Below are 23,419 nucleotides of genomic sequence, written 5' to 3'. Positions count from 1 at the left end.
GCTCAGCCCCGCACGGACGGCGTGGCGACTCCGTCCCGGGCGTCCCTGCGCCGTGCGACGGCGGCCGCCGGGATCCCGGCCGCGAGTCCGGCGAGCTCGGCGACGGCGCGGGTGAGCACGATCGGAGACGTCGCACGCTTGCGCAGGGAGCGTCGGGTCCCGTCCGTCTTGAACGGCCGGAGGCGACGACCCGCCTCGCGGAGGTAGGCGTGCTGCGCGCGGATCGCGGTCCCCGCGTAGTGACGCGTGATGGGATCCCGCCACCCGAAGTTGCGGACGAGCATCACGACGTGGTTGCGACGCAGGTAGTACAGGTACCGGCGGTCGAACCGCTTGCCGCCGATGCCGTACGGTGCCGCGACGTGCCGGACGACAGCGCGCGGCGTGAAGAGCAGCTTCCCACCGGTGGCCCGCAGCCGGAGCGAGATGTCCGACTCCTCGCACAGGCACGTGCCGGGATAGTTGCCACGGATCCCGCCGATGGCGTCCAGCGCGCTGCGCCGGAACGACATGTTCGCGCCGAGCAGGTGGTCCACCTCGATCACCCTGCCGGGATCAGCGCCGAAGTGGCCGGTGAGCCGGCCGTCGGGCAGCAGCCGACCGATCTGTCCGAGGCCCTCGGACTCCTCGCCGGGGATGTCGTTGTCCGCGCGACCGCCGACCGCGACGACCGCCGGGTCCGCGTAGGGGCGCACGAGCTCGTCGAGCCAGTCCTCGGCCACGTACGCGTCGTCGTCGATGAACGCGACGACGTCGCCGCGCGTCAGGGCGAAGCCCATCTGGCGCGACTCCGGCGTCGTGCCGCGGCCCAGCGTGCTGTGGACCAGCCGGACCTCGGGGTACTCCTCGCGCACGAGCCGCCGCGTCGTGTCCGCCGGGGTGGCGTCGACGACGATCACCTCCAGCGGGGCGGTACGGAGCCGCTCGAGGTGCGTCAGGCACTCGCGCACGCTCTCGGGTCGTCCGTACGTCACGACGACGACGCTCACGGTGAGGGTCACGGTTCGCCTCCCGGCGGTTCGGGGACGGACACGAGGCGGAACCAGTCGCGCCGGCGCCACGGCGAGGTCAGCACGGTGCGGCGCGGGTGCCGGGATCGCTCGACCCACGACTCGTAGACGTCCGGCCGTGAGTAGTGGGCGGTGTGTCCCGACCAGCCGAACTTCTTGCGCATCGCCTCCGGCGTGCGGACCCACGAGAAGTGCAGGACCGCGCTGTCGGGTCCGACGACCTCGTGGACGATCTCGTCGTGCCGGTGGCTCGGGTCCGTGTTCCACGGACGCAGGTCGACGCGGTACAGCGGCACGTCGGCCTGCCGAGCGTGGGCGAGCCTCGTCCCGGCGCGCACGGCGAGCGGTCCCGGGAAGGACGCGGACGGACGGCCGAGCCGCGTGCTCGCCTCGAGGTAGCGACCGGGTGCGACGCGCGAGTACAACCACCGGGACGGGAAGTGCAGGCCGGACGCGCCGGACCTCTCCGCCGCGTCGATCGACGTGCGGAACGCCGACGGGTCGAGCATCACCTCGTCCGTGTCGAGCTGGAGCACCCAGTCGGCCCCGTCGGACGCGGCGTCGAGCGCGGTCTGACGCTGGAAGGTGTCGTTGTCCAGCGGGTGCTCGTCGAGTCGTGCGAAGCTCCCGGGCGCGCGCACGCACTTGCGCTCCGAGTCGAGCGCGTCGACGACGGCGAGGCACTCGTCGACCGGCAGCGGGGTGCCGGTCCACGAGGTCCCCGTCACGTCGTAGGACAGCACGACGCGGTCGACCAGGTGGTAGTACGCGCGCAGGCTCGCGCCGAGGAAGCTCGGATCCGCGAGGAGCACGTACGCCGTGAGCCGCATCAGATGAAGTCCGCGAACTCGCGCTCGTTCTTCTGGAAGACGAGAGTCCCGGCGAGGAGGATCATCGGTGCCGCGACGAAGAGGGCGACGACCTGCCACGTGGGCGGGAGGTCGGTGCCGAGCAGCGACCAGCGGAAGGTCTCGAGGAACCACGTGACCGGGTTGATGTCGAACAGCCACCGCAGGTCCTCAGGGACCGACGAGAGCGCGTAGGCGACGGGGCTCGCGTACAGCAGGATCTGGACGAGCCACGGCAGGACGTAGCCGACGTCGCGGTACTTCACCATGTAGGCCGCTGCCGCGAGGCCGATGCCCGTCCCGATCATGAGGATGAGGAGCACCCAGACGGGGAGCAGCAGCACGGCCCATCCGGGGTTGATGCCGTAGACGAAGAGCAGCACCACGGCGAGGACGAGCGCGACGAGGAAGTCGAGCACGACCGACGCGAGGCTCGAGATGGGTACGAGCAGACGAGGGAAGAACACCTTCTGCACGAGCGACTGGTTGCCCACCATGGATCCGGCGGCGCGCCCGAGCGACCCGTTGAAGAGGTTCCAGGCGAGCATCCCCGCGAGCGTGAACAGGAAGGTCGGGATCGCTCCGGTCGACAGGCCGGCGATCTCGCCGAACACGATCGTGAAGATGCCCGCGCTGACGAGCGGCTGGATGATCACCCAGGTGACGCCGAAGATCGTCTGCCGGTACCGCACGATGACGTCGCGCAGCGCGAGGCGGACGGCGACCTCGCGCGCCGCCCACAGCTCGCGCCACGACGGCAGGTTGAGACGCCCCGGGGGCGTGATGACGGTGCGCTGGACGGTGTGCTCCACGTCAGACCCCCTCGTACTCGAAGTTCACGAAGACCATGCCCTTCTCGGTGCTCGACGTCTCGGTGAACTCCGGGTACGGGAGGTCGGGCAGCACCTCGAAGCGCCACGCGCCCTCCCAGGCGTCGAGCACGCCCGCCTGGCACGCGTACACGTCCACGGTGTACTGGCCGGGCTTGAGCCACAGGTCCCGCACCACGAGCCGACCGCGCTGGGCCTCCTCGGGGTCGAACCACTTCCCGACGAGCCGTGAGTCGCACTGCGCGATGACGGTGCCCTGGTCGTTGTTGATGTGCATCGAGACGAAGTAGGTCCCGATGAGCTTCTTGCTCGCCGGCGCCTCGAAGTCGACGACGATGTCCTGCGAGGACTTGACGAACTCGTCCTCCATGCGGACCGAGGACAGACGGACCTTGCCGTTGCCCGGCCGCTTCTTCGGATCGGACTGGGCCGCGGCGAAGCTCTCGAAGCTGTCCCGGTACGCCTGAAGCGTGCCCTCGACCGTGCCCGAGTACGTGAGGGTCCCCCGGTCGAGCAGGATCGCGGACGAGCACAGCGCCTGGACGGTCTGGAGCTGGTGGCTCACGTAGAGCACGGTGCGACCGCCCTGGGCGGCCTCGCGCATCTTCTGGATCGAGCGTCGCTGGAACTCCGCGTCGCCGACCGCGAGGACCTCGTCGATCGCGAGGATCTCGGTGTCGAGGTGCGCCGCGACGGAGAACGCGAGCCGCACGTACATGCCCGACGAGTACCGCTTGACGGGTGTCGCGAGGAACTTCTCGATGCCGGAGAACTCGACGATCTCGTCGTAGCGCTTCTGGATCTCCTTGCGCGTCATGCCGAGGATGGCGCCGTTGAGGTAGATGTTCTCCTTGCCCGTCAGCTCGGGATGGAATCCCGTCCCGACCTCGAGCAGAGAACCCACGCGACCGTTGAGCTCGATCCGCCCGCGCGACGGTGCCGTCACCCGGGTGAGGATCTTGAGCAGCGTCGACTTGCCGGCCCCGTTGCGCCCGACGATCCCGAGCGCCTCGCCGTGCGGGACCTCGAAGGACACGTCGTCGAGGGCTTCGAAGAGCGTGAACCGCTGCTTCCCCGTCGACCGGACCCACTGGATCGCGGCGGCCGCCGCGGTGGACGAGCGCTCGCCGGAGGCGCCGAGCCGGTAGGTCTTGCCCAACCCGGCGACGGTGATCGCGTGGTCTGTCGTCGTCGCCTGCACAGATGAAAGATAGTCGCCGGGACCGTGCGGACGGTCGGGTCGACAGGGTGAATCGCGCGCAGACCCCGGAGATCGCGGGTGAAAGTCCCGCGAGATGCTCGGACCCGGGGGGCCCGCGGTCCTACGATCGCCGGAACGGCACGCGGTGCCGGGCCTCCCGAGGGCGAGGGCGTGGATGAGCGACGACGAGCAGGTCGAGACGGCACCACGCCGAGCCGACGTCACCGCGATGAGCGGTCTCGTCGCCGCGGCGGTCGGGATCGTCACCGCCGTCGTGATGGGCAGCGGCACGGGACCGGCGTCGGGTACGACCCCTGTCCTCGCCACGCCGGAGGTGCCGGCGACCGCGCCGGTCACGCAGCAGGGTGCGCTGCCGCTGTGCGGGTTCCCGCGGCTCGACCAGGTCACGGACGACGGTGCCGGCGCCGAGGACCCCGGCGGTGTCCGGACCGTCGTGGACGACGTCGTCACGCTCGACGACGGCGAGCTCGTGACCTTCCGCGTGCTCGACGGCTCGGCGTACGTGCTCGAGTGGGACCGCGAGGCGACGTACACCGTGTCGCGCTACGTCCTCGCGACGGGCGACCTCGTCGCGACGACGCCGGTCGAGCTCGACTGGGACGGCGCGAGCGAGACCTTCACGACCGGGTCGTTCGAGGTGGACCCCGACGGGAGCGTCTACCTCCTCGACACGCTCATGCACCGGCGCGACCTCCTCAAGGTCGCGCCCGACGGCTCGACGACCTGGTCGGCGGCGATCCCCGAGGGAGAGCACACGGCGGGGGACCTCCTCGACCTCTACGGCACGGTGCGCTGGACGGTCGACGGCCGGACCGTCGTCGGTGTGCAGGAGGCCGGCGAGGTGCTGCACGAGGTCTCCGCCGACGGCGAGCTCGTCGGCACCGTGCCGTTCGAGGGAGACGTGCTCGCCCAGCTCCCCGACGGCACCGCCCTCGTGGAGTCGGACGAGCGTGACGGAGAGCGGCGGTCGCGAGACCTGCGGTCGGTCGGCCCTGACGGCGACGAGGGTGCCGTGGCCCTCGGGGCCTCGTGGGAGCGCGGTCGCCCGTTCGGCGTGCCGCGCGTGCCGTGGGTCGACGACGCGACCGGCACGACGACGGGTCCGTCCACCGGCGAGAGCGGCGACGGTCTCCTCGCGGCGCAGGAGAACCTGGGCTTCCGCTGGTGGGGGAGCGACGGCGTCTTCCGCGGTGTCTGGCCCGACACGCACAAGGACCTCGAGCAGCCGTTCGCGCTGTGGGAGCGCACGCCCGTCCTGCGCGACGGGACGGACGGCGCCGCGCCCTACTACGTCCTCACGCACGGCGAGGACGGGGGCTTCTCGGTCACGGAGATCACCGCGGACCGCATGGCCTACCAGCTCGGCGCCCCCGTGAAGTACAACGCCGCCAACGAGGAGCTCTTCGGCGGCCTCGGCCTCGGTGCCGGCCTGCTCGTCGACGCGCCCTACGGCGTCTTCCCCGACGGGACCGAGCCGCGCGTCGTCGCGGCGTTCGACGACGCGTGGGCCGCGCACGCGGGTGCCTACCGGCTGCGGTACCAGGTGCGCGGGGACCCGCGCGTGTGGGACCCGGTCGTGGGCGAGGAGACCGTCGTCGAGCTGCCCGCGGACGGTGCCGACGTCCCGCTCGAGCTCCCCACGACCCGCCCCGGGGTGTACGAGGTCGACGCCGCGCTCGTGGACGTCGCCACCGGCGAGGCCGTGTCGGGCACGTGCCTGCGCTACACGGTCGCCGCGGCAGGCAGCGACCTCGACCCCGCGGCGCTCGCGGACGGCGCCGACTGGGGCGGCGCCGGTCCGCTGCGCGGCGTGCAGCTCGCGGACCAGCTCGGCGTGGGCAGCCACCGCACGCAGCTCGACTTCGGTGCGATCGTGCCCGACCCGACCGCCGAGCCGGACGCCGACGAGCTGGTCTGGGACTCGCTGCCGAAGGCCGCCTTCGAGTCCGACGACGAGGAGGGCGAGGAGCAGGCCGACGTCGACCCGTTCGCCGAGCTCGCCGCTGCGGCGCAGCTCGCGGACGAGACGGGTGTGATCCTCACCCTGCAGCTCGGGTCGGGCGGGGAGGCCGAGCAGGCCGCGGTCGAGGCGGGCACGTGGGAGGGCTGGGCGCGGCTGATCGTCGCGGAGATGCTCGACCGCGCGCCGCAGATCCGGCACTGGCAGCCCTGGAACGAGCCGAACAACACCGGCTTCGACGACGCCGCGGCGTACGAGGAGCAGGTGGGTGCGCCGTTCGCCGCGGGCGCGCGCGCGGCGTCCCGCGACGTCGTGGTCGTGGGGGGCAACACGCTCGGCGTCGAGCCGGAGTGGTGGGCCGACCTCGTCGCGGCCGGTGGCTGCGACTCGCTCGACGTCGTCGGGATCCACCCGTACACCGGGTTCAACCGGTCGTGGGAGGAAGAGGGCTTCTCCGAGGACGGTGCCGAGCTCGACGAGCTGCGCGCGGCGATCGCCCCGTGCGGCGACGTCCCCGTGTGGGACACGGAGACGGGGTGGTGGTCCGACGGCGTCGCGAACTTCTGGGCGGGCGGGTCCGACGTCGTGCGCAAGCTGCTCTGGTACGGCGTCGAGGGCGTCGACGAGTGGACGTACTTCTTCTCCGAGGGCGGGTTCGGGGAGGCCGGGAACTCGTGGTCCCTCCTGCAGTACGGGCAGTACGTCAAGCCCGCCGGCGCGGCGTTCGCGGCGAGCGCGCCGTTCCTCGAGGGCTTCGGGCCGCCCGGGGCGGTCGGGACCGGAGCCCCGGGAGTGCACGCCGTGCGTGCGGACGGCACCGGCGCGACGTACGCCGGGGCGGAGCTCCTCGCGGTGTGGTCCGAGGACCTGTCGACCTCCGTGCGGCTCTCCGCGTCCGGAGGTCCGGTCACGGTGACGGCGCGCGACGCGTACGGTGCCGAGCGCGGCCTCGAGATCCCCGCGGAGGGCGTCGAGATCCCGGTGAACGGTGCGCCCGTCCTGCTCGTCGCCCCCGCGGGCGCAGGGCTCGAGGTCGCGCCGGTCGAGACGTTCGGCGACGACGTCCTCGAGGGCCGCCCCGTCACGGCCACGTCGACGCACGAGGACGCCGGGGACCCGGAGGTCGTCACGTCGGGGACGTTCGCGGTGCGCGAGCCCTGGCGCTCGGGCCGGCTCGCGGACGGGTCGGTCGACGAGGCACCGGCCGTCGAGGTCGCCACCGACGGCCCCCGCACGATCGACCGGGTCGCGGTCGCGACCGCCGGGATCCGGTGCTGCACGTCCGGCCTGCGCGACTACACCGTCTCGGTCCGGGCGACCGACGGGACGTGGCACGACGTCGCGCAGCAGACCGACCAGTTCCTCGACCGCGTGGCGCTGTTCTCCTTCGAGCCGGTCGAGGCCACCGCGGTGCGGGTGTCGCTCCCGATGACGACGGAGCGCGACGTGCCGGTGCTGGCCGCGAACTACACGGGGATCGTGGGCGGCCTGCACCCGGACTTCATCCCGCTCGCGACGGAGAGCGAGTGGATCGCGACCATCAGCGCGATCCGTGCGTGGGAGCCCACGGCATGAGGGCGGCCCGGGGGTCAGCCGCGCTCGGCGACCGCGCGCCAGACCGCGGCGTGCCGGGCCGCGCTGCGCTCCCACGTGAACGTGGCGGCGCGGGCCCTGCCGCGCTCGACCGTCGACGCGACCGCCGGGTCGTCGGTGGTGACCCACAGCAGCCCCTCGGCGATGCTCGCGCCGTCGGGCTCGACGAGCACGCCGCCGTCGCCCACGACCTCGGGCAGCGAGCTCGTGCGGGCGGCGACGACCGGGACGCCCGAGGCCATGGCCTCCAGGGCGGGAAGGCCGAACCCCTCGTAGAGCGACGGCACCACGACCGCCGCGGCCCCCGCCACGAGCCCCGGCATCAGGTCGGCGGGGAGGCGCCCGACGAGCCGGGTCCCGGGCAGGTCGGCGAAGAGGGACGTGCGGCGCGGGTGCGGGGGCCCGGACATCACGAGCGTGAGGTCCGGACGCGCGGAACGCACCGCGCGCCACGCGACCGCCAGCTCGTCGAGGTTCTTGCGCCGCGAGGCCCCGCCGGCGTGCAGCACGTACGGGCCCTCCACGCCGAGCGCGGCGAGACGCTCGCGCGGCAGCGGCGTGGCGTCGAAGTGCACGGGGTCGACCCCGTTGTACGCGACGACGGGCCGCTCCGAGAGCCCGAGGACCTCGGCCGCCTCGTCGGCGCTGAACTCCGAGACGGTCACGACCGCGGCCGCACGACGGACCTCCTCGGCGGCGGCCCGCACCGGGGCGGACTCGTCGTCGTAGCGCCACGACACGACGTCCTGCACGGCCACGACGTCGCGCGTGGGGTGCGGGGGGAGGTCGAGACCGACCCGGTGCACGACGGCGCCGCGCGGGTACACCGCGCGGCCGACCGCCCGGCGCACGCCCGCGCCGGCGCCGGCGAGACGGCCGAGCGGGAGCCGGTGCGTGCCGGCGAGCGGCGAGCGCAACGACCGGAAGACGGCGCGGTCGACGCTCCAGGCCTCGGGGCCGGTCGTGCCGTCGGCGTCGCTCGTGAGGGCGGTGGCGGCGCGTGCCGCGACCTCCTCCTGGTAGACCTGGGCGCCCATGGGGACCTCGACCGCGACGGTCGCGACGACGAGCTGCGGCATCGGGCGGTTCTCCCTCGGGACGTGCCGTCCGGCCTGCTCGGAGCGGAAGGCGCGGTCGGTAGGATTGCCCACTCTAGTGGCGTCGGTACCCCCACGGACCTGCGCGAGCGGGTGATGAGCGGGTGATCGTCGGGCGAGCGCGGGACCTTCCGCGAGACGGTGAGGGACGGATGACGGAGCGGCGCGTAGCCCTCGTCGCGAGCTCGTTCGACCCCTACACGGGTGGCGTGGAGTCGCACGTGCGGCACGTCGCGCGCGTCCTCGCCGAGCGCGGGACGCCGGTCGAGGTCTGGACGGTCGACCGCGGCGAGCACCTCGGACCCCGGCTCGTCGACGACGTCCTCGTGCGGTACCTGCCGACCCCCCAGCCGTCGCGCCGGGCGGGCGACGTCGCGCGGTTCGCGCTGGCCGCACCGGCCGCGGCGATCGCGTGGGCGAAGGCCTACCGGGCCTTCCGGCCGGACGTCCTGCACGTGCAGTGCTTCGGGCCCAACGGCGCCTACGCGCTCGGGCTGCGGACGCTGACCCGGACCCCGCTCGTCGTGAGCTCGCACGGCGAGACGTTCGCGGACGACCATGCCGTGTTCGACCACTCGCGCCTGCTGCGCGCGGCGCTCGAACGCTCGGTCGGCGTGGCGGCCGCCGTCACGGGGTGCTCGCGCGTGGTGGCCGACGACCTGACACGGTTCGGGGCGCCCGACGCCGTGGTCGTGCCCAACGGCGTCGACCTCTCCGTGGGGACGCCGTCCGCCGGGCCCGACCTGGCCGGGCCCGACCTGGCCGAGCACGACCTGGCCGAGCACGACCTGGAGGTCGGTGTCCGGCCCCTGCCCCCGACGACCTCCGTGCCCGGTCCGACCGCACGCGAACCCGTGGTCGTCGCCGTCGGCCGGATCGAGCACGTCAAGGGCTTCGACCTGCTCGTCGACGCCTTCGCGTCGTCCGCCCTGCGCGACCGCGCGCGGCTCGTCGTCGTGGGGGACGGCAGCGAGGCGGCGGCGCTGCGCCGCCGCGTCGTCGCAGCCGGGCTCGAGGACCGCGTCGACCTCCCGGGCCGGCTCGACCCGCCGGAGGTGGCGGCCCGGATGGCCGAGGCCGCCGTGGTCGTGGTGCCCAGCCGGGCGGACGCGGCACCGCTCGTCGTGCTCGAGGCCTGGCGCTCCGGACGTCCCCTGGTGGCCACGACGCGCGGCGGCCCTCCGGAGATCGTCACCGACGGGGTGGACGGGGTGCTCGTGGACCCGCAGGACACGCGGGCGCTGGCGGGCGCGGTCCTGGGTCTGCTCGACGACCCGGCGGCGGCCGCACGGATCGGCGCGGCGGGCCGGTCCCGGGTCGAGGACTTCACGTGGGAACGGGTCGTCGACCGCTACGAGGACCTCTACGCACGGGCGGTCAGGGTGCCGGCGCGCTGACGCCGTCCGACGGCGTGCCCGTCGCCCGGGGGTCGCGCGCCGGCCTGGCGAGCGTGCGCCGCGGGACGTCGAACGCCCAGGACACCGCCACCGTGGCCGCGGCAGCGACGAGGAGCGACCCGACGACGTCGCTCGGGCGGTGCGCGTACGTCACGACCGACGCGAGCGCGGACAGGCCCGTCACGGCGAGACCCGCCCACCCCGCCACCGGGCGCGTCGCCGGTGACGGCCAGAGGATCCAGATCGCGACGCACAGCCCTCCCACGACGGCGACGTGCCCGCTCGGGAACGTCTGGTGCGCGTACCCGTAGCCGCCGAGGTCGGGGCGCACGAGGAGCTCGCGCAGCCCGACCGCGACACCGACGGTGGCGACGGTGACGAGCAGCGCGCCGGCGAGGTCGCGCCAGGCCCGGCGCACGAGGGCCACCACGCCGAGCACCGCGGCGACGGCTGCGCACGCCACGGGCAGCCCGCGCCGCAGGGCGCCCGCGACGTCCGCGCCGGAGTCGTGGAGCGGGGCGAGCGTACGGAAGGCGCCCGCGTCCGCCTGCTGGCCGGCGGCGGTGAGGTGGGAGGCCGCCCAGAGCACGACGAAGGCGCCCAGGATCAGCAGGAGCATCACGGCCTGCGCGGGAGGCCGGCGCCGCGCCGGTGCGGGCGCACCGTCGGGCCGGTCCGAGGAGGAGGGCACCCGTCGAGCATGGCGGAGGAGTGCGGGCGGTGTCACGGGTGCACACGAGCTCCGGCGGGTGAAAGTCGCGGCGCGGCGCGTGCTGCCGTGGGCAGCGGGTCGCTGCCGGTGTCGGTACTCCGGCGTAGGCTGGTCGGCGCTGCAGGACCAGCCCGGACCCGGCCTCCACGAGCCGCACGGTCCGGGCCGTTCATGCTGCCCCCTCGACCGACGCGCCCCGTGACTCCTCGCCCGACGCCGCGGGCCGACCGCCGTCCTCGGAAGGAACCGAACGCATGAACCTCACCGGCATCCTGCCGACGTTGCTCGCCGACCCTGCCGCGGCGGCCGCCGTCGAGCACGTGCGCGCGCGGGGCGAGGCGGACGTCGTCGGCCCGGCCGGTGTCCGGCCCCCGCTGCTCGCCGCGATGGCCGGCGCCCGGGCGACCGGGCCGGTGCCGGACGGCGACGTGGCGGCGCGGGCCGCTGCGGCGGCGTCGGGCGCGGGCGAGTGGACGGCGGGGTCGCGGCCGCTCGTCGTGGTGACGGCGACGGGACGCGACGCGGACGAGCTCGCCGCGAGCGTGCGCGCGTACCTCCCGGACGACCTGGCGGACCTCGTCGCGGTCCTTCCGAGCTGGGAGACCCTGCCGCACGAGCGGCTCAGCCCCCGCGCGGACACGGTCGCGAAGCGGATCGCGGTGTTCCGACGGCTCGCGCACCCGGACGTGGAGATCGGACCGTCAGGTCCTGTGCGGGTGCTCGTCATGCCGGTCCGTGCGCTCCTGCAGCCCGTCGTGGACGGGCTCGGGGACCTCGTGCCGGTCGCTCTCCACCCGGGTGACTCCGCCGACATGACGGAGACCGCCGAGCGCCTCGTCGCGGCGGCCTACTCGCGGGTGGACATGGTCGAGCGACGCGGCGAGTTCGCGGTGCGCGGCGGCATCCTCGACGTCTTCCCGCCGACGGAGGACCACCCGCTGCGCGTCGAGTTCTGGGGCGACGAGGTCTCCGAGATCCGCTGGTTCGCGGTCGCCGACCAGCGCAGCCTCGAGATCGCGGAGCACGGGCTGTGGGCGCCGCCGTGCCGCGAGATCCTCCTCACGGACGCGGTCCGCGCGCGCGCCGCGGCGCTGGTCGAGGAGCTGCCGGGCGCGACGGAGATGCTCGACAGGCTGGCCGCGGGCATCGCCGTCGAGGGCATGGAGTCGCTCGCGCCCGTCCTGGTGGACCGCATGGTCCCGGTCCTCGAGCTCGTCCCGGACGACGCGCTGCTCGTCCTCGACGACGCCGAGCGCGTGCGTCGGCGCGCCCACGACCTCGTGGCGACGACCGAGGAGTTCCTCGCCGCGGCGTGGACCGGCGCGGTCGCGGGGGGCAAGACGCCGCTCGACCTCTCCTCGGCGTCGTTCGCGACGTTCTCCGACGTCCGGGCCGTCGCGCAGCGCCGCGGCCTGGGCTGGTGGACGCTGTCGTCGTTCGCGCTCGACAACCCGGACCTGGACGAGGCGCTCGACCCGACGGCCCCGCCCGCAGCGGGCGGGCCGGGTGCGGGCGGTGACCGCGCGGCGTCGGGCACGACGGGCCCGCGCGTGGGGGAGAGCGCCCACGGCGTGCCGACGTTCACGATCGGCGCGCGCGACGTGGAGTCGTACCGCGGCGACGTGGCGCGCGCGCTCGACGACATCCGCGGGCTCCAGCACGCCGGCTGGCGCCTCGTCCTCACGACGGAGGGCCACGGCCCCGCGAAGCGCATGGTCGAGCAGCTCGGCGCGGCGGACACCCCGGCGCGGCTCGTGTCGCGCCTCGACGACGAGCCCGAGGGCGGCATCGTCCTCGTCACACCGGCGATGGTGGGGAAGGGCTTCGTCGTCCCGGAGCTGCGGCTCGCGGTGTTCTCGGAGTCCGACCTCACGGGCCGTGCCGGGTCGAGCACGCGCGACATGCGCAAGATGCCGAGCCGGCGGCGCAACGTCGTCGACCCGCTGCAGCTCAAGGCGGGCGACTTCGTGGTCCACGAGCAGCACGGCGTGGGGCGCTTCGTCGAGCTCGTGCAGCGCACGCTCGGCACGGGGGGCAACGCGGCGACGCGCGAGTACCTGGTGATCGAGTACGCGAGCAGCAAGCGTGGGCAGCCGGGGGACCGGCTCTTCGTGCCGATGGACCAGCTCGACCAGGTGACGAAGTACACCGGTGGCGAGTCGCCGAGCGTCAACAAGATGGGCGGTGCGGACTGGGCGAAGACCAAGTCGCGCGCGCGCAAGCACGTCCGCGAGATCGCCAGCGAGCTCATCCGGCTGTACTCGGCCCGCATGGCGACGCAGGGGCACGCGTTCGGTGCGGACACGCCGTGGCAGCGCGAGCTCGAGGACGCCTTCGCGTACGTCGAGACGCCGGACCAGCTCGCGACGATCGACGAGGTCAAGTCCGACATGGAGAAGACGGTCCCCATGGACCGCCTGGTGTGCGGCGACGTCGGCTACGGCAAGACGGAGATCGCGATCCGCGCCGCGTTCAAGGCGGTCCAGGACGGCAAGCAGGTCGCGGTGCTCGTGCCGACGACGCTGCTCGTGCAGCAGCACTTCGAGACGTTCTCCGAGCGGTACGCGGGCTTCCCCGTCACCGTCAAGGCGCTGTCGCGCTTCCAGACGGCCAAGGAGTCGGAGGAGACGATCGAGGGCCTGCGGCTGGGGAAGGTCGACGTGGTCATCGGCACCCACCGCCTCATCACGGGCAACATCCGGTTCAAGGACCTCGGCCTCGTGATCATCGACGAGGAGCAGCGGTTCGGCGTCGAGCACAAGGAGACGCTCAAGCAGCTGCGCACGAACGTCGACGTGCTCGCGATGTCCGCGACCCCCATCCCGCGCACGCTCGAGATGGCGGTCACGGGCATCCGCGAGATGTCGACGCTCGCGACGCCGCCCGAGGAGCGCCACCCGGTGCTCACGTACGTCGGCGCGTACGAGGAGAAGCAGATCGCCGCCGCGCTGCGGCGCGAGCTCCTGCGCGAGGGACAGGTCTTCTACGTGCACAACAAGGTGGAGACCATCGAGAGGCAGGCGGCGCGCCTGCGGGAGCTGGTCCCCGAGGCCCGCGTGGGCGTCGCGCACGGCAAGATGAACGAGCACCAGCTCGACCAGGTGATCCGGGCGTTCTGGGAGAAGGAGCTCGACGTCCTCGTCTGCACGACGATCATCGAGACCGGCCTGGACATCTCCAACGCCAACACGCTCATCCTCGAGCGCGCCGACATGCTGGGGCTGTCGCAGCTGCACCAGCTCCGCGGGCGCGTGGGCCGCGGGCGCGAGCGCGCGTACGCCTACTTCCTCTACCCGCCGGAGCGGCCGCTCACGGAGACGGCGCACGACCGCCTCGCGACGATCGCCGCCCACACCGACCTCGGGGCGGGCATGCAGGTCGCGATGAAGGACCTCGAGATCCGCGGCGCGGGCAACCTGCTCGGCGGGGAGCAGTCCGGGCACATCGCGGGCGTCGGGTTCGACCTGTACGTGCGGATGGTCGGCGAGGCCGTCGCGAACTTCCGGGGCGACGGTCCGGAGGAGCAGCCGGAGGTCTCGATCGAGCTCCCGGTCGACGCGCACCTGCCCGAGTCGTACATCGCGACCGAGCGCCTGCGCCTCGAGGCGTACAAGAAGATCGCCGCCGCGACCGACGCGCCGCAGCTCGCCGAGGTCCGCGCCGAGCTCGTCGACCGGTACGGAGCGCTCCCGGACGTCGCGTCCGCGCTGTTCGACGTCGCGGACTTCCGCAACCACGCGCGCCGGGCCGGGCTCACGGACGTCACCGCGCAGGGCAAGTTCATCCGGTTCGCCCCCGTGGACCTGCCGGAGTCGGCGCAGCTGCGCCTCAAGCGCCTCTACCCGGGCACCATGCTCAAGCCCGCGATCCGCGCGTTCCTCGTGCCGTACCCGACGACGGCACGCATCGGCGGTCGTCCGCTGCGCGGCACCGAGGTGCTCCAGTGGGCGCGCCAGCTCATCGACGCGGTCGTCCTCGGCGAGGTCAGCGCGGCGGCGACGGTGGGGACGGCCGCCCGCGGCTGAGGTCGGCACAGCGCAGCCGGGGTCGGCACGCGCGGTCGGCGTCGGCGCGCAGCCGGCGTCGCGAGCCGGTGTCAGCCCTTGCGGCCGTCGAGGAAGTACGCGATCGGGCCGACCCAGTTGACGAGCAGGGCGATGCCCCACGCGAGCTTCGTCCCGTTGACCTGGTCTGCGGGGCGCTTCGCGAGGTCGCGGTAGGCGGCGGCCGTCAGCGTGACCTGGACGGCCCCGACGACGCCGACGGCGACCTGCTGACCTCTGCTGAGGTCGGCCCAGCGACGGTGCGTGCCCATGTTCCTGTCCTCTCGTCGTGGGGCGGCCGATGCCGGCCCTCTCTTCGACGCTAGGCCTTGCGGTCCAGGGATGCACGGGTCCGTGGTCCCGAGGTGCGGTGCGGCGCTGCTCCGGCCCTGCGGCCGCGATCGTCGCCAGGATTTGTTCAACCGTTGTCCTGCCGGCGCCCCCACCCCTAGGGTGAGAGCGGGCGCACCGGCGCGCCCGGTTGAGCGATCGCAAGGGAGCGATGATGCGAAGGACCTGGAGGACCGTCGCGGCGGGAGTGGCTGCGGCCCTCGTCGTGGGCGGGGGAGCGGGTGGCGCGATGGGTGTCGAAGATCCGGCGGGGGAGACGTCTGCGCAAGTCGATAACGATATCGACATCGTTCTGGAGAACGATTTTGAAGGCTCGGCCGCACCGTGGGGGCCACGCGGCCCGGTCACCCTCTCGCTCACGGGCACCGAGGCGCACGGCGGCGCGAGCAGCCTGCACGTCACGGGCCGCACCGGGGAGTGGAACGGTCCCGCGACGTCGGTCGCGACGCTCTTCGAGCCCGGCGCGACCTACGACGTCGAAGCCTGGGTCAAGCTGCCGGCCGGCGCCGAGGGGTCCTCCGGACTGCACTTCACGGTGCAGGAGACGAGCGCCGCCGGTGACGCCTACACGTGGGTGGGCGGCTCCGTCGCGACGACCGCCGACGGCTGGGTCCGCATCGGCGGCGCGTACACGATGCCCGACGCGCTGACGGCCGCGACGCTCTACGTCGAGGCGGCACCGATCGCCGGCGCGCACCCGTCGTTCCTCGTCGACGACGTCCTGGTGACGGCGCGCGACGCCGTCGACCCGGGCGACGCCGTCCCCGGCGGAGCGGTGAACCCCGTGACGACGCCCGTGCGGCTCGCGCAGGGCACGGGCGACGTCGCCGCCCTGACGTTCGACGACGGCCCGAACCCGGGCACGACGCCCGCCCTGCTGGACTTCCTCGCCGAGCACGACCTCCACGCTGTGTTCTGCGTGATCGGCCAGAACGTCGAGGCGCCGGGCGGCGCGGAGATCCTGCGCCGCATCGTCGACGACGGTCACGTCCTGTGCAACCACTCGACGGGCTACGCGGACATGGGTGCGTGGACCGCCGACCAGGTCCGGGCCGACCTCGTCGAGAACCTCCGGATCATCCGCACCGCGCTCGACGACCCCACGTACCCCGTGCCCTTCTTCCGCGCGCCGAACGGCTCGTGGGGCGGAACGCCCGCCGTCGCGGTCGCGCTGGGGATGCAGCCGCTCGCGGTCACGAACACCATCGCGGACTGGGAGACGCAGGACGTCGCGACGCTCACCGCGAACCTGCGCGCGGCCATGAAGCCCGGCGAGGTCGTCCTCGCGCACGACGGCGGCGGCGACCGGTCCGGCACGCTCGCAGCGGTCAAGACCGTGGTGACCGAGCGGCTCGCCGACGGGTGGACGTTCCCGTTCCCGCAGGGCACGCCTGCGCCCACCGGGCAGGCCCTCGTCGAGACCGACTTCGAGGACGGCCTCGACGGGTGGGTCCCACGCGCGGGCGACGCCACGACGCCGACGCTCGGCCTCACGACCGTGGCGCACGACGGCACGCAGGCGGCGGTCGTCACGGACCGCGACGGCCAGGGTGACGGGATCGGCCACGACGTGACCGGTCTCCTCGCCGCGGGCACGACGTACGAGCTGAGCGCCTGGGTCCGCTTCGCGGACGGTCAGCCCGCCGACGACGTCTGGCTGAGCATCGCGCGCACGGTCGGGGGCGCCACGTCGTACTCGACCCTCGCGCAGCTCTCGGGGATCACGAACAGCGGCTGGACGCAGGTCACGGCGTCGTTCCAGGGGGCTGACGCGGACTCCGCTCTCCTCTACCTCGAGACGGACTACAACGGCGACAACACGAGCGACCTGCTCGTCGACGACGTCGTCCTGCGCACGGCCGCACCTCCCGCCGTCGAGGACCTGACCGGCATCAAGGAGACCCTGGACATGCCGGTCGGTGTCGCGATCGACTCGCGCGAGACCGCCGGTGCCGCGTCCGAGCTGCTCCTGCGCCACTTCGACCAGGTCACGGCCGAGAACCACATGAAGCCCGAGGCCTGGTACGACGCCGAGGGCACCTTCCGACCCCACCCCGAGGCGGTCGAGCTCATGGACTTCGCGGCCGAGCACGACCTGCGGGTGTACGGGCACGTGCTCGTGTGGCACAGCCAGACACCGGCGTGGTTCTTCGAAGGTGCGGACGGCTCGCCGCTCACGACGTCCGAGGCGGACAAGCAGGTCCTGCGAGACCGTCTGCGCACGCACGTCTTCGACGTCGCGGGCTGGCTCGCCCAGGAGTACGGCGCGTTCGGCGGCGGCAACCCGGTGACGGCGTTCGACGTCGTCAACGAGGTCGTGTCCGACGGTGGGGAGAACCCGGACGGCCTGCGCCGCTCCGAGTGGTTCCGGGTCCTCGGCGAGGAGTACCTCGACCTCGCGTTCGAGTACGCCGACGAGGCGTTCAACGACGTCTACGCGGCGGACCCCGCCAGCGGTGCGGCCGAGCGCCCGGTGACCCTGTTCATCAACGACTACAACACCGAGCAGGGCGGCAAGCAGGACCGCTACCGCGCGCTCGTCGACCGCCTCCTGGCGCGCGGCGTGCCCGTCGACGGCGTGGGGCACCAGTTCCACGTGAGCCTCGCCATGCCCGTCTCGGCGCTCGAGGGCGCGATCGACCGGTTCGCCGACCTGCCCGTCACGCAGGCCGTCACCGAGCTCGACGTGACGACCGGCACGCCGGTGACCCAGGCGGGTCTCGTGGAGCAGGGGTACTACTACCGCGACGCGTTCCGGGTCTTCCGCGAGCACGCCGACGACCTGTACTCGGTCACGGTGTGGGGGCTGACCGACGGGCGCAGCTGGCGCGCGAGCAGCGGCGCACCGCTCGTCTTCGACGACTCCCTGAAGGCGAAGCCCGCCTACCACGGGGTCGTCGACGGCGACCTGCCCGCCCGGCTGCGCACGGCCGACGTCTTCGCGGGCGACGTCCCGCTCGACGACGGCGCGACCTCGGCGATCGTGTGGCGGCAGCTCCCGCTGCACCGGTTCGCCGTCCCGGCCGGCGAGGCGGCGTTCCAGCTCCGCTGGGCGCCTGACCACCTCACCGCGTTCGCGAGCATCGACGACCCCGCTGACCCGGCCGACCCGACGGACGCAGGCGACGCCGTGACGTTCGACCTCGACGGCGCGGAGCACGTCGTGGGCCGCGACGGCACGACGACGGCCGGCACCAGCGCGGTCGTCACCGAGCGCGAGGGCGGGTACGACGTGGTCGCGCACCTCCCGCTCGACGCCGCGGCGGAGGGCGACACGCTCGCGCTCGACGTGCGTGTCACCGACGGCGCCACGACCACCGGGTGGAACACGACCGGCGCGACCGGCACGCTGCGCCTGCTCGAGCCGCTGTCGTTCCTCGAGGTGGCGCAGGCTCCGGTGGCGCCGGACGTCGACGGCGCGGTCGACGCGGCGTGGGACACCGCGGGCGGGCCCGTGACCACGGCGAAGGAGGTGCAGGGCAGCGGGGGCGCCGTCGCGACGGTGCGCACGCTGTGGAAGGACCAGACCCTGTACGTGCTCGCCGAGGTCGCCGACCCGGTCGTGGACGTCTCGGGCTCCGACCCGTGGGTCCAGGACTCCGTGGAGATCTACGTCGACGCGGGGAACGCGAAGAACGGGGCCTACCGGTACGACGACATGCAGCTGCGCATCAGCGCGGCGAACGCGGTGTCGTTCGGCACGGGCGACGAGGCGTTCCAGCGCGGACGCGTGACGAGCGCGGTCGAGCGGACCGCGGACGGGTACGTCGTCGAGGTGGCGATCAGCCTCCTCGAGAACGGCGGCGAGGGGTCGTTCCACGGCCTCGACGTCCAGGTCAACGACGCCGCCGACGGCGCGCGCACGGCGATCCGCAACTGGGCGGACCCGTCGGGCACGGGCTACCAGTCGACGGCCCGGTGGGGCGTGGCGCAGCTCGTGGGGGTGGCCGAGCCCGAGCTGCCGGTCACGGTCGAGGTGCAGGCCCGCTGCCTCGCGGGGAAGGCGTACGTCGCGGTCCGCGCGACGAACGGCGCCCACGTCCCGCTCGACGTGTCGCTCGCGACGCCCTACGGGACGAGGACGTCCACCGCCGTCGCGCCCGGGAAGACCGTCTACCAGTCGTTCGCCGTCCGGGCGACGTCGGTCCCGGCGGGCACGGCCACGGTGACGGTCACGGGTGACGTCGGAGGCGAGCAGGAGACCCGCGCGCTCGACACGTCGTACGACGGGACGTCCTGCGCCTGACCGTCCCACGCCGACCGTGTGGTCGTGGCTCGTCCGGACGGCTGGACGGGCCACGGCCGCACGGTCGGCGGTCGGCAGGACGTGCTCGGCGAGCAGAGGGCGAGCAGAGAGCGGCACCGCGCGGGCCGCTGCCCTCCCTACGATGGGGCGATGAGCGCCCCCGCCCCCGAGCCCGTCACCGCACCGACGACCGACGGGCTGCGCGCCGCCGTCGCCGTGATGGACCGCCTGTACTCGCCCGGCGGGTGCCCGTGGGACCGCGAGCAGACGCACGCGTCGCTCGTCCACTACCTGCTCGAGGAGGCGCACGAGCTCGCCGAGGCGATCGAGACCGGTGACCGGGCGGGCATGCGCGAGGAGCTCGGCGACCTGCTCCTGCAGGTCCTGTTCCACGCCCGTATCGCGAGCGAGGAGCCGGACCCGTTCACGGTCGACGACGTCGCCGCCGACCTCGTCGCCAAGCTCGTCCGCCGGCACCCGCACGTGTTCGCCGAGGGCGCCGACGCCGCCACGACGACCGACCTCCACGCCCAGTGGGACGCGATCAAGAAGGCCGAGAAGCAGCGCTCGTCGGTGCTCGAGGGCGTCTCCCACACGCAGGGCGCGCTCGCCCGGGCGCAGAAGGTCCTCTCGCGGACCCGGCGCGGCGGGCTCGGCGGGGTGGCGGAGTCGGCGCTCGCGGCACCGGTCCCCGGCCCGACGGCGCCGGAGCGGCTCGGGCGCGAGCTGCTCGCCCTCGTCGTGCAGGCCGAGGCGGACGGCATCGACGCCGAGGCGGCGCTGCGTGCGGAGCTGCGCCGGGTCGAGGGTGCGATCACCGCCGCCGAGACGACGGCGTCGGCCGGGACGCCGCCCGCCTGACCGCCGCGTCCCGATCGCCGCGACCCTCACCGGCAGGCGTCGCCCGAGCCCGTGGGGACCTTGGTCCCGGCGCGACCGGCCGAGGTCACGACCGCGCGCTCGAAGGGCGGACGGAGCGGCGCGGGTCACATCCGGGCACTAGGCTGGGGTCGTAAACCCCCACCACCGTCGCGGGCGCACGCGGCGCCCCGGGTTCTTCCTGCCCGGGTCGGCCGCCGTCGGAGCGCCTGCGCGCCCCCTGCCTGAAGGAGCACCTGTGGCCAGCATCGAAGCCGTTGGAGCGCGCGAGATCCTCGACTCCCGCGGGAACCCGACCGTCGAGGTCGAGGTCGTCCTGGACGACGGGACGTTCGCCCGCGCCGGCGTGCCGTCGGGCGCGTCGACCGGTGCGTTCGAGGCCGTCGAGCGTCGTGACGGCGACAAGTCCCGCTACCTGGGCAAGGGCGTCGAGGGCGCCGTGAACGCCGTCATCGACGACATCGCCCCCGAGCTCATCGGCTTCGAGGCCGAGGACCAGCGTCTCATCGACGCCGCGCTCATCGACCTCGACGGCACGCCCAACAAGGGCAAGCTGGGCGCCAACGCGATCCTCGGCGTCTCGCTCGCGGTCGCGAAGGCCGCTGCGAAGAGCGCCGGCCTGGACCTGTACCGCTACGTCGGCGGCCCGAACGCGCACGTCCTGCCCGTCCCGATGATGAACATCCTCAACGGCGGGTCGCACGCGGACTCGAACGTCGACATCCAGGAGTTCATGGTCGCCCCGATCGGCGCGTCGTCGTTCCGCGAGGCGCTGCGCACCGGCGCCGAGGTCTACCACGCGCTGAAGTCCGTGCTCAAGGAGAAGGGCCTCGCGACGGGCCTCGGCGACGAGGGCGGCTTCGCGCCGAACCTCGCGAACAACCGCGAGGCGCTCGACCTCATCCTCGTCGCGATCGAGAAGGCCGGCTTCACGCCCGGCACCGACGTGACGCTCGCGCTCGACGTCGCCGCGACCGAGTTCTTCACGGACGGCGCGTACCGGTTCGAGGGCGGCGCGAAGACGCCGGCCGAGATGATCACCTACTACGAGCAGCTCGTGCGCGACTACCCGCTCGTGTCCATCGAGGACCCGCTGTCCGAGGACGAGTGGGACTCGTGGTCGCAGCTCGTGGCCGAGGTCGGCGACCGCGTGCAGATCGTCGGCGACGACCTGTTCGTCACGAACCCCGAGCGCCTCGCCAAGGGCATCGAGCTCAAGGCCGCGAACTCGCTCCTGGTCAAGCTCAACCAGATCGGCACGCTCACCGAGACGCTCGACGCCGTCGAGCTCGCGCAGCGCAACGGCTTCACGGCCATGACGTCGCACCGCTCGGGCGAGACCGAGGACACGACGATCGCCGACCTGTCCGTCGCGACGAACGCCGGCCAGATCAAGACCGGTGCGCCCGCCCGCGGCGAGCGCATCAACAAGTACAACCAGCTCCTGCGCATCGAGGAGGCCCTGGACGACGCCGCGCGCTACGCCGGGCGCTCCGCGTTCCCGCGCTGGTCGGCCTGACCCACCCGCGCCGGTCGGGCTGACCAGGCCCGACCGCGGCGGACGAGCGTCCGCACCGCACGCCGAGGCCCGGCGGACCGTCACGGTCCGCCGGGCCTCCGCGTCGTCGGGAGCGCTCCGTCGTCGCGACGCCGTCCCTGACGGCACCCGACGGTGCGCGCACCGGGTGAAGGGACCGTGTCGACCCGCTCACGTTCGGGCGGCCCCGCGCGTACTGACCCCTCGGGACGCGGGACGGCGGCACAATCGGGGCATGCCGTCCTCGCGTCGCCCTCCGCGCCCCGGTGCGTCCGCGCGTCCCCGAGCCTCCGCGCGCCCCGCCTCGGGATCACGGACGGGCTCGTCGAAGGCCTCGGCCACGTCCTCGGCGAGGCCCGACGGCGGCTCCTCCGCGAAGAGTGCGGGGTCCGCGGCCCGTGCAGGCGCCGGGACGAGCGCGTCGGCGCGTCGTCCGGCGGCGCGCCCGGCCGCCGCGCGTCGCCCGGCGGGTCCGGCACCGGAGGACCGGCGGCGGAGCCGGCACGGCTTCCTCCTCCCGGAGGTCGTGACCGTCCGGGCCCTCGTGCTGTCGGTCGTCGGGCTGCTCGCGGTCGTGCTCCTGCTGCCGACCGTGCGCGCGTACGTGACCCAGACGAACGAGCTGCGCGTGCTGCGCAGCGACCTCGTCGACGCGCAGGCGCAGCACGACGGGCTCGAGGCGGAGCTGGAGCGCTGGGGCGACGACGCGTACGTCGAGCGGGAGGCGCGCGACCGGCTCAACTACGTCATGCCGGGAGAGCGGCCCTGGCGCGTGCTGGACCCGGAGTCCGTCCCCGACGGCATCGACCCGCAGACGGGCCAGGCGATCCCCGACGGGCCCGTGGAGAGCCGTGACGGGACGCCGTGGTACCAGGCGATGTGGGAGTCGGTGCAGGTCGCGGGCGAGCAGTCGACGCCCGGGCAGGACGACGCCGGGGGCGGCGGTGGCGCTGCCGAGCCCGACGAGGCGCCGGTCGGGGAGACGGGTCCGCCGGCCACGGACGAGCAGGGTGCGACGACCGGGGAGAATGGGTGAGGCGTCGCCACCGGTGACGCCGCGGCCGGAGCCGGCCGCGCGCCGTCGGGCACGAGCCCACGACGCCCTGACCCGACGCCTTCCCGAGGACCTGCCGTGACCGACGCCCGACTGGCCATCCCCGTAGACGACCCCGCCGCCGCGGTGACGCCGCACGACCTCGAGGTGCTGGCCGAGCAGCTCGGCCGCCCCCCGCGCGGCGTCGTGGGCATCGCGGCGCGGTGCGTGTGCGGGCGCCCGCTCGTCGTGCGGACGGCGCCCCGGCTCGAGAACGGCACGCCGTTCCCCACGACGTTCTACCTGACGCACCCGGGAGCGGTCGCCGCGGCGTCGACCCTCGAGGCGAACGGCGTGATGAAGGAGATGTCGGACCGTCTCACGGAGGACGACGAGCTCGCCGCGGCCTACCGAGGAGCCCACGAGCACTACCTCGGGCAGCGCGAGGCGCTGGGGCACGTCGACGAGATCGACGGGATCTCCGCGGGCGGCATGCCGACGCGCGTGAAGTGCCTGCACGTGCTCGTCGGGCACGCGCTCGCGGCAGGCCCGGGCGTCAACCCGCTCGGCGACGAGGCGCTCTTGCGCGTGCGTGACGTCTGGCGCCCCGACCGCTGCACCTGCTGAGCGGTGCCCCGGCGAGCCGTCCGGGTGGGGCGGC

General features: G+C 73.9%; 15 protein-coding genes. 8 read left to right on the top strand and 7 right to left on the bottom strand.

Annotated features, from left to right (window positions below):
• Positions 1-2: 2 nt before the first annotated feature.
• The 4 genes from NFS20_RS04260 to NFS20_RS04245 are packed head-to-tail and all read right to left on the bottom strand — an operon-like array spanning position 3 to position 3,889.
• Positions 3-1,001, bottom strand: coding sequence for a glycosyltransferase family 2 protein (locus tag NFS20_RS04260; RefSeq protein WP_251150469.1), 999 nt, complete (start codon positions 999-1,001; stop codon positions 3-5).
• The gene (locus NFS20_RS04255) at positions 998-1,840 is read right to left on the bottom strand and encodes a glycosyltransferase family protein (protein ID WP_251150468.1); all 843 of its coding nucleotides are present in this window, start codon (positions 1,838-1,840) and stop codon (positions 998-1,000) included. The genes NFS20_RS04260 and NFS20_RS04255 overlap by 4 nt, the downstream gene beginning before the upstream one ends.
• Positions 1,840-2,670, bottom strand: a complete 831-nt coding sequence (locus tag NFS20_RS04250; protein WP_251150467.1) for an ABC transporter permease — start codon at positions 2,668-2,670, stop codon at positions 1,840-1,842. The genes NFS20_RS04255 and NFS20_RS04250 overlap by 1 nt, the downstream gene beginning before the upstream one ends.
• 1 nt (position 2,671) lies before the next feature.
• A complete protein-coding gene (locus NFS20_RS04245) occupies positions 2,672-3,889 on the bottom strand; it encodes an ABC transporter ATP-binding protein (RefSeq protein WP_251150466.1) in 1,218 nt (405 codons plus the stop codon).
• A 175-nt stretch (positions 3,890-4,064) separates the two neighbouring features.
• Between NFS20_RS04245 and NFS20_RS04240 the strand changes: the two genes are divergently transcribed.
• Positions 4,065-7,445 (top strand): hypothetical protein, encoded by a 3,381-nt coding sequence (locus NFS20_RS04240; protein WP_251150465.1) that lies wholly within the window; start codon positions 4,065-4,067, stop codon positions 7,443-7,445.
• A gap of 14 nt (positions 7,446-7,459) precedes the next feature.
• Here NFS20_RS04240 and NFS20_RS04235 read toward each other — a convergent pair whose 3' ends face one another.
• Positions 7,460-8,542 (bottom strand): glycosyltransferase family 4 protein, encoded by a 1,083-nt coding sequence (locus NFS20_RS04235; protein ID WP_251150464.1) that lies wholly within the window; start codon positions 8,540-8,542, stop codon positions 7,460-7,462.
• 170 nt (positions 8,543-8,712) lie between these two features.
• Between NFS20_RS04235 and NFS20_RS04230 the strand changes: the two genes are divergently transcribed.
• Positions 8,713-9,957 carry a glycosyltransferase family 4 protein gene (locus NFS20_RS04230; RefSeq protein ID WP_251150463.1) on the top strand — a complete coding sequence of 415 codons (1,245 nt, stop codon included), beginning with the start codon at positions 8,713-8,715 and terminating at the stop codon, positions 9,955-9,957.
• On the opposite strand, the gene NFS20_RS04225 is transcribed toward NFS20_RS04230, so the two are convergent.
• Complete coding sequence (locus NFS20_RS04225; protein ID WP_251150462.1) at positions 9,938-10,648, bottom strand: phosphatase PAP2 family protein; 711 nt, start codon at positions 10,646-10,648, stop codon at positions 9,938-9,940. The two genes, NFS20_RS04230 and NFS20_RS04225, sit on opposite strands and share 20 nt — an antisense overlap.
• 275 nt (positions 10,649-10,923) lie before the next feature.
• Between NFS20_RS04225 and mfd the strand changes: the two genes are divergently transcribed.
• Entirely contained in the window at positions 10,924-14,694 is a 3,771-nt protein-coding gene (gene mfd, locus NFS20_RS04220) for a transcription-repair coupling factor (RefSeq protein ID WP_251150461.1), read from the top strand.
• A gap of 71 nt (positions 14,695-14,765) precedes the next feature.
• On the opposite strand, the gene NFS20_RS04215 is transcribed toward mfd, so the two are convergent.
• Entirely contained in the window at positions 14,766-14,984 is a 219-nt protein-coding gene (locus NFS20_RS04215) for a PLD nuclease N-terminal domain-containing protein (RefSeq protein ID WP_251150460.1), read from the bottom strand.
• Between the two features lie 233 nt (positions 14,985-15,217).
• Between NFS20_RS04215 and NFS20_RS04210 the strand changes: the two genes are divergently transcribed.
• The 5 genes from NFS20_RS04210 to NFS20_RS04190 all read left to right on the top strand — a co-directional run bounded on the left by NFS20_RS04210 (position 15,218) and on the right by NFS20_RS04190 (position 23,385).
• Complete coding sequence (locus NFS20_RS04210) at positions 15,218-19,309, top strand: endo-1,4-beta-xylanase (protein ID WP_251150459.1); 4,092 nt, start codon at positions 15,218-15,220, stop codon at positions 19,307-19,309.
• Between the two features lie 150 nt (positions 19,310-19,459).
• Positions 19,460-20,170 (top strand): nucleoside triphosphate pyrophosphohydrolase, encoded by a 711-nt coding sequence (locus tag NFS20_RS04205; protein WP_251150458.1) that lies wholly within the window; start codon positions 19,460-19,462, stop codon positions 20,168-20,170.
• A 256-nt stretch (positions 20,171-20,426) separates the two neighbouring features.
• The gene (gene eno / locus NFS20_RS04200) at positions 20,427-21,707 is read left to right on the top strand and encodes a phosphopyruvate hydratase (RefSeq protein WP_251150457.1); all 1,281 of its coding nucleotides are present in this window, start codon (positions 20,427-20,429) and stop codon (positions 21,705-21,707) included.
• Positions 21,708-22,251: 544 nt separating this feature from the next.
• On the top strand, positions 22,252-22,761 hold the full coding sequence (locus NFS20_RS04195) for an FtsB family cell division protein (RefSeq protein ID WP_251150456.1): 510 nt from the start codon (positions 22,252-22,254) through the stop codon (positions 22,759-22,761).
• Positions 22,762-22,857: 96 nt separating this feature from the next.
• Complete coding sequence (locus tag NFS20_RS04190; protein ID WP_353050414.1) at positions 22,858-23,385, top strand: DUF501 domain-containing protein; 528 nt, start codon at positions 22,858-22,860, stop codon at positions 23,383-23,385.
• The last annotated feature ends 34 nt before the right edge of the window (positions 23,386-23,419 follow it).

This window comes from Cellulosimicrobium sp. Marseille-Q4280, assembly GCF_943181405.1.
Lineage (GTDB): Bacteria > Actinomycetota > Actinomycetes > Actinomycetales > Cellulomonadaceae > Cellulosimicrobium.
This window is presented reverse-complemented; position numbering and strand designations above follow the sequence as displayed.

What these genes read in the sequence shown, in the direction of transcription:
- NFS20_RS04240 (WP_251150465.1), top strand. Translation starts at nt 4,065, where the DNA reads ATGAGCGACGACGAGCAGGTCGAGACGGCACCACGCCGAGCCGACGTC.
- mfd (WP_251150461.1), top strand. Translation starts at nt 10,924, where the DNA reads ATGAACCTCACCGGCATCCTGCCGACGTTGCTCGCCGACCCTGCCGCG.
- NFS20_RS04215 (WP_251150460.1), bottom strand. Translation starts at nt 14,984, where the DNA reads ATGGGCACGCACCGTCGCTGGGCCGACCTCAGCAGAGGTCAGCAGGTC.
- NFS20_RS04235 (WP_251150464.1), bottom strand. Translation starts at nt 8,542, where the DNA reads ATGCCGCAGCTCGTCGTCGCGACCGTCGCGGTCGAGGTCCCCATGGGC.
- NFS20_RS04205 (WP_251150458.1), top strand. Translation starts at nt 19,460, where the DNA reads ATGAGCGCCCCCGCCCCCGAGCCCGTCACCGCACCGACGACCGACGGG.
- NFS20_RS04230 (WP_251150463.1), top strand. Translation starts at nt 8,713, where the DNA reads ATGACGGAGCGGCGCGTAGCCCTCGTCGCGAGCTCGTTCGACCCCTAC.
- NFS20_RS04210 (WP_251150459.1), top strand. Translation starts at nt 15,218, where the DNA reads ATGCGAAGGACCTGGAGGACCGTCGCGGCGGGAGTGGCTGCGGCCCTC.
- NFS20_RS04255 (WP_251150468.1), bottom strand. Translation starts at nt 1,840, where the DNA reads ATGCGGCTCACGGCGTACGTGCTCCTCGCGGATCCGAGCTTCCTCGGC.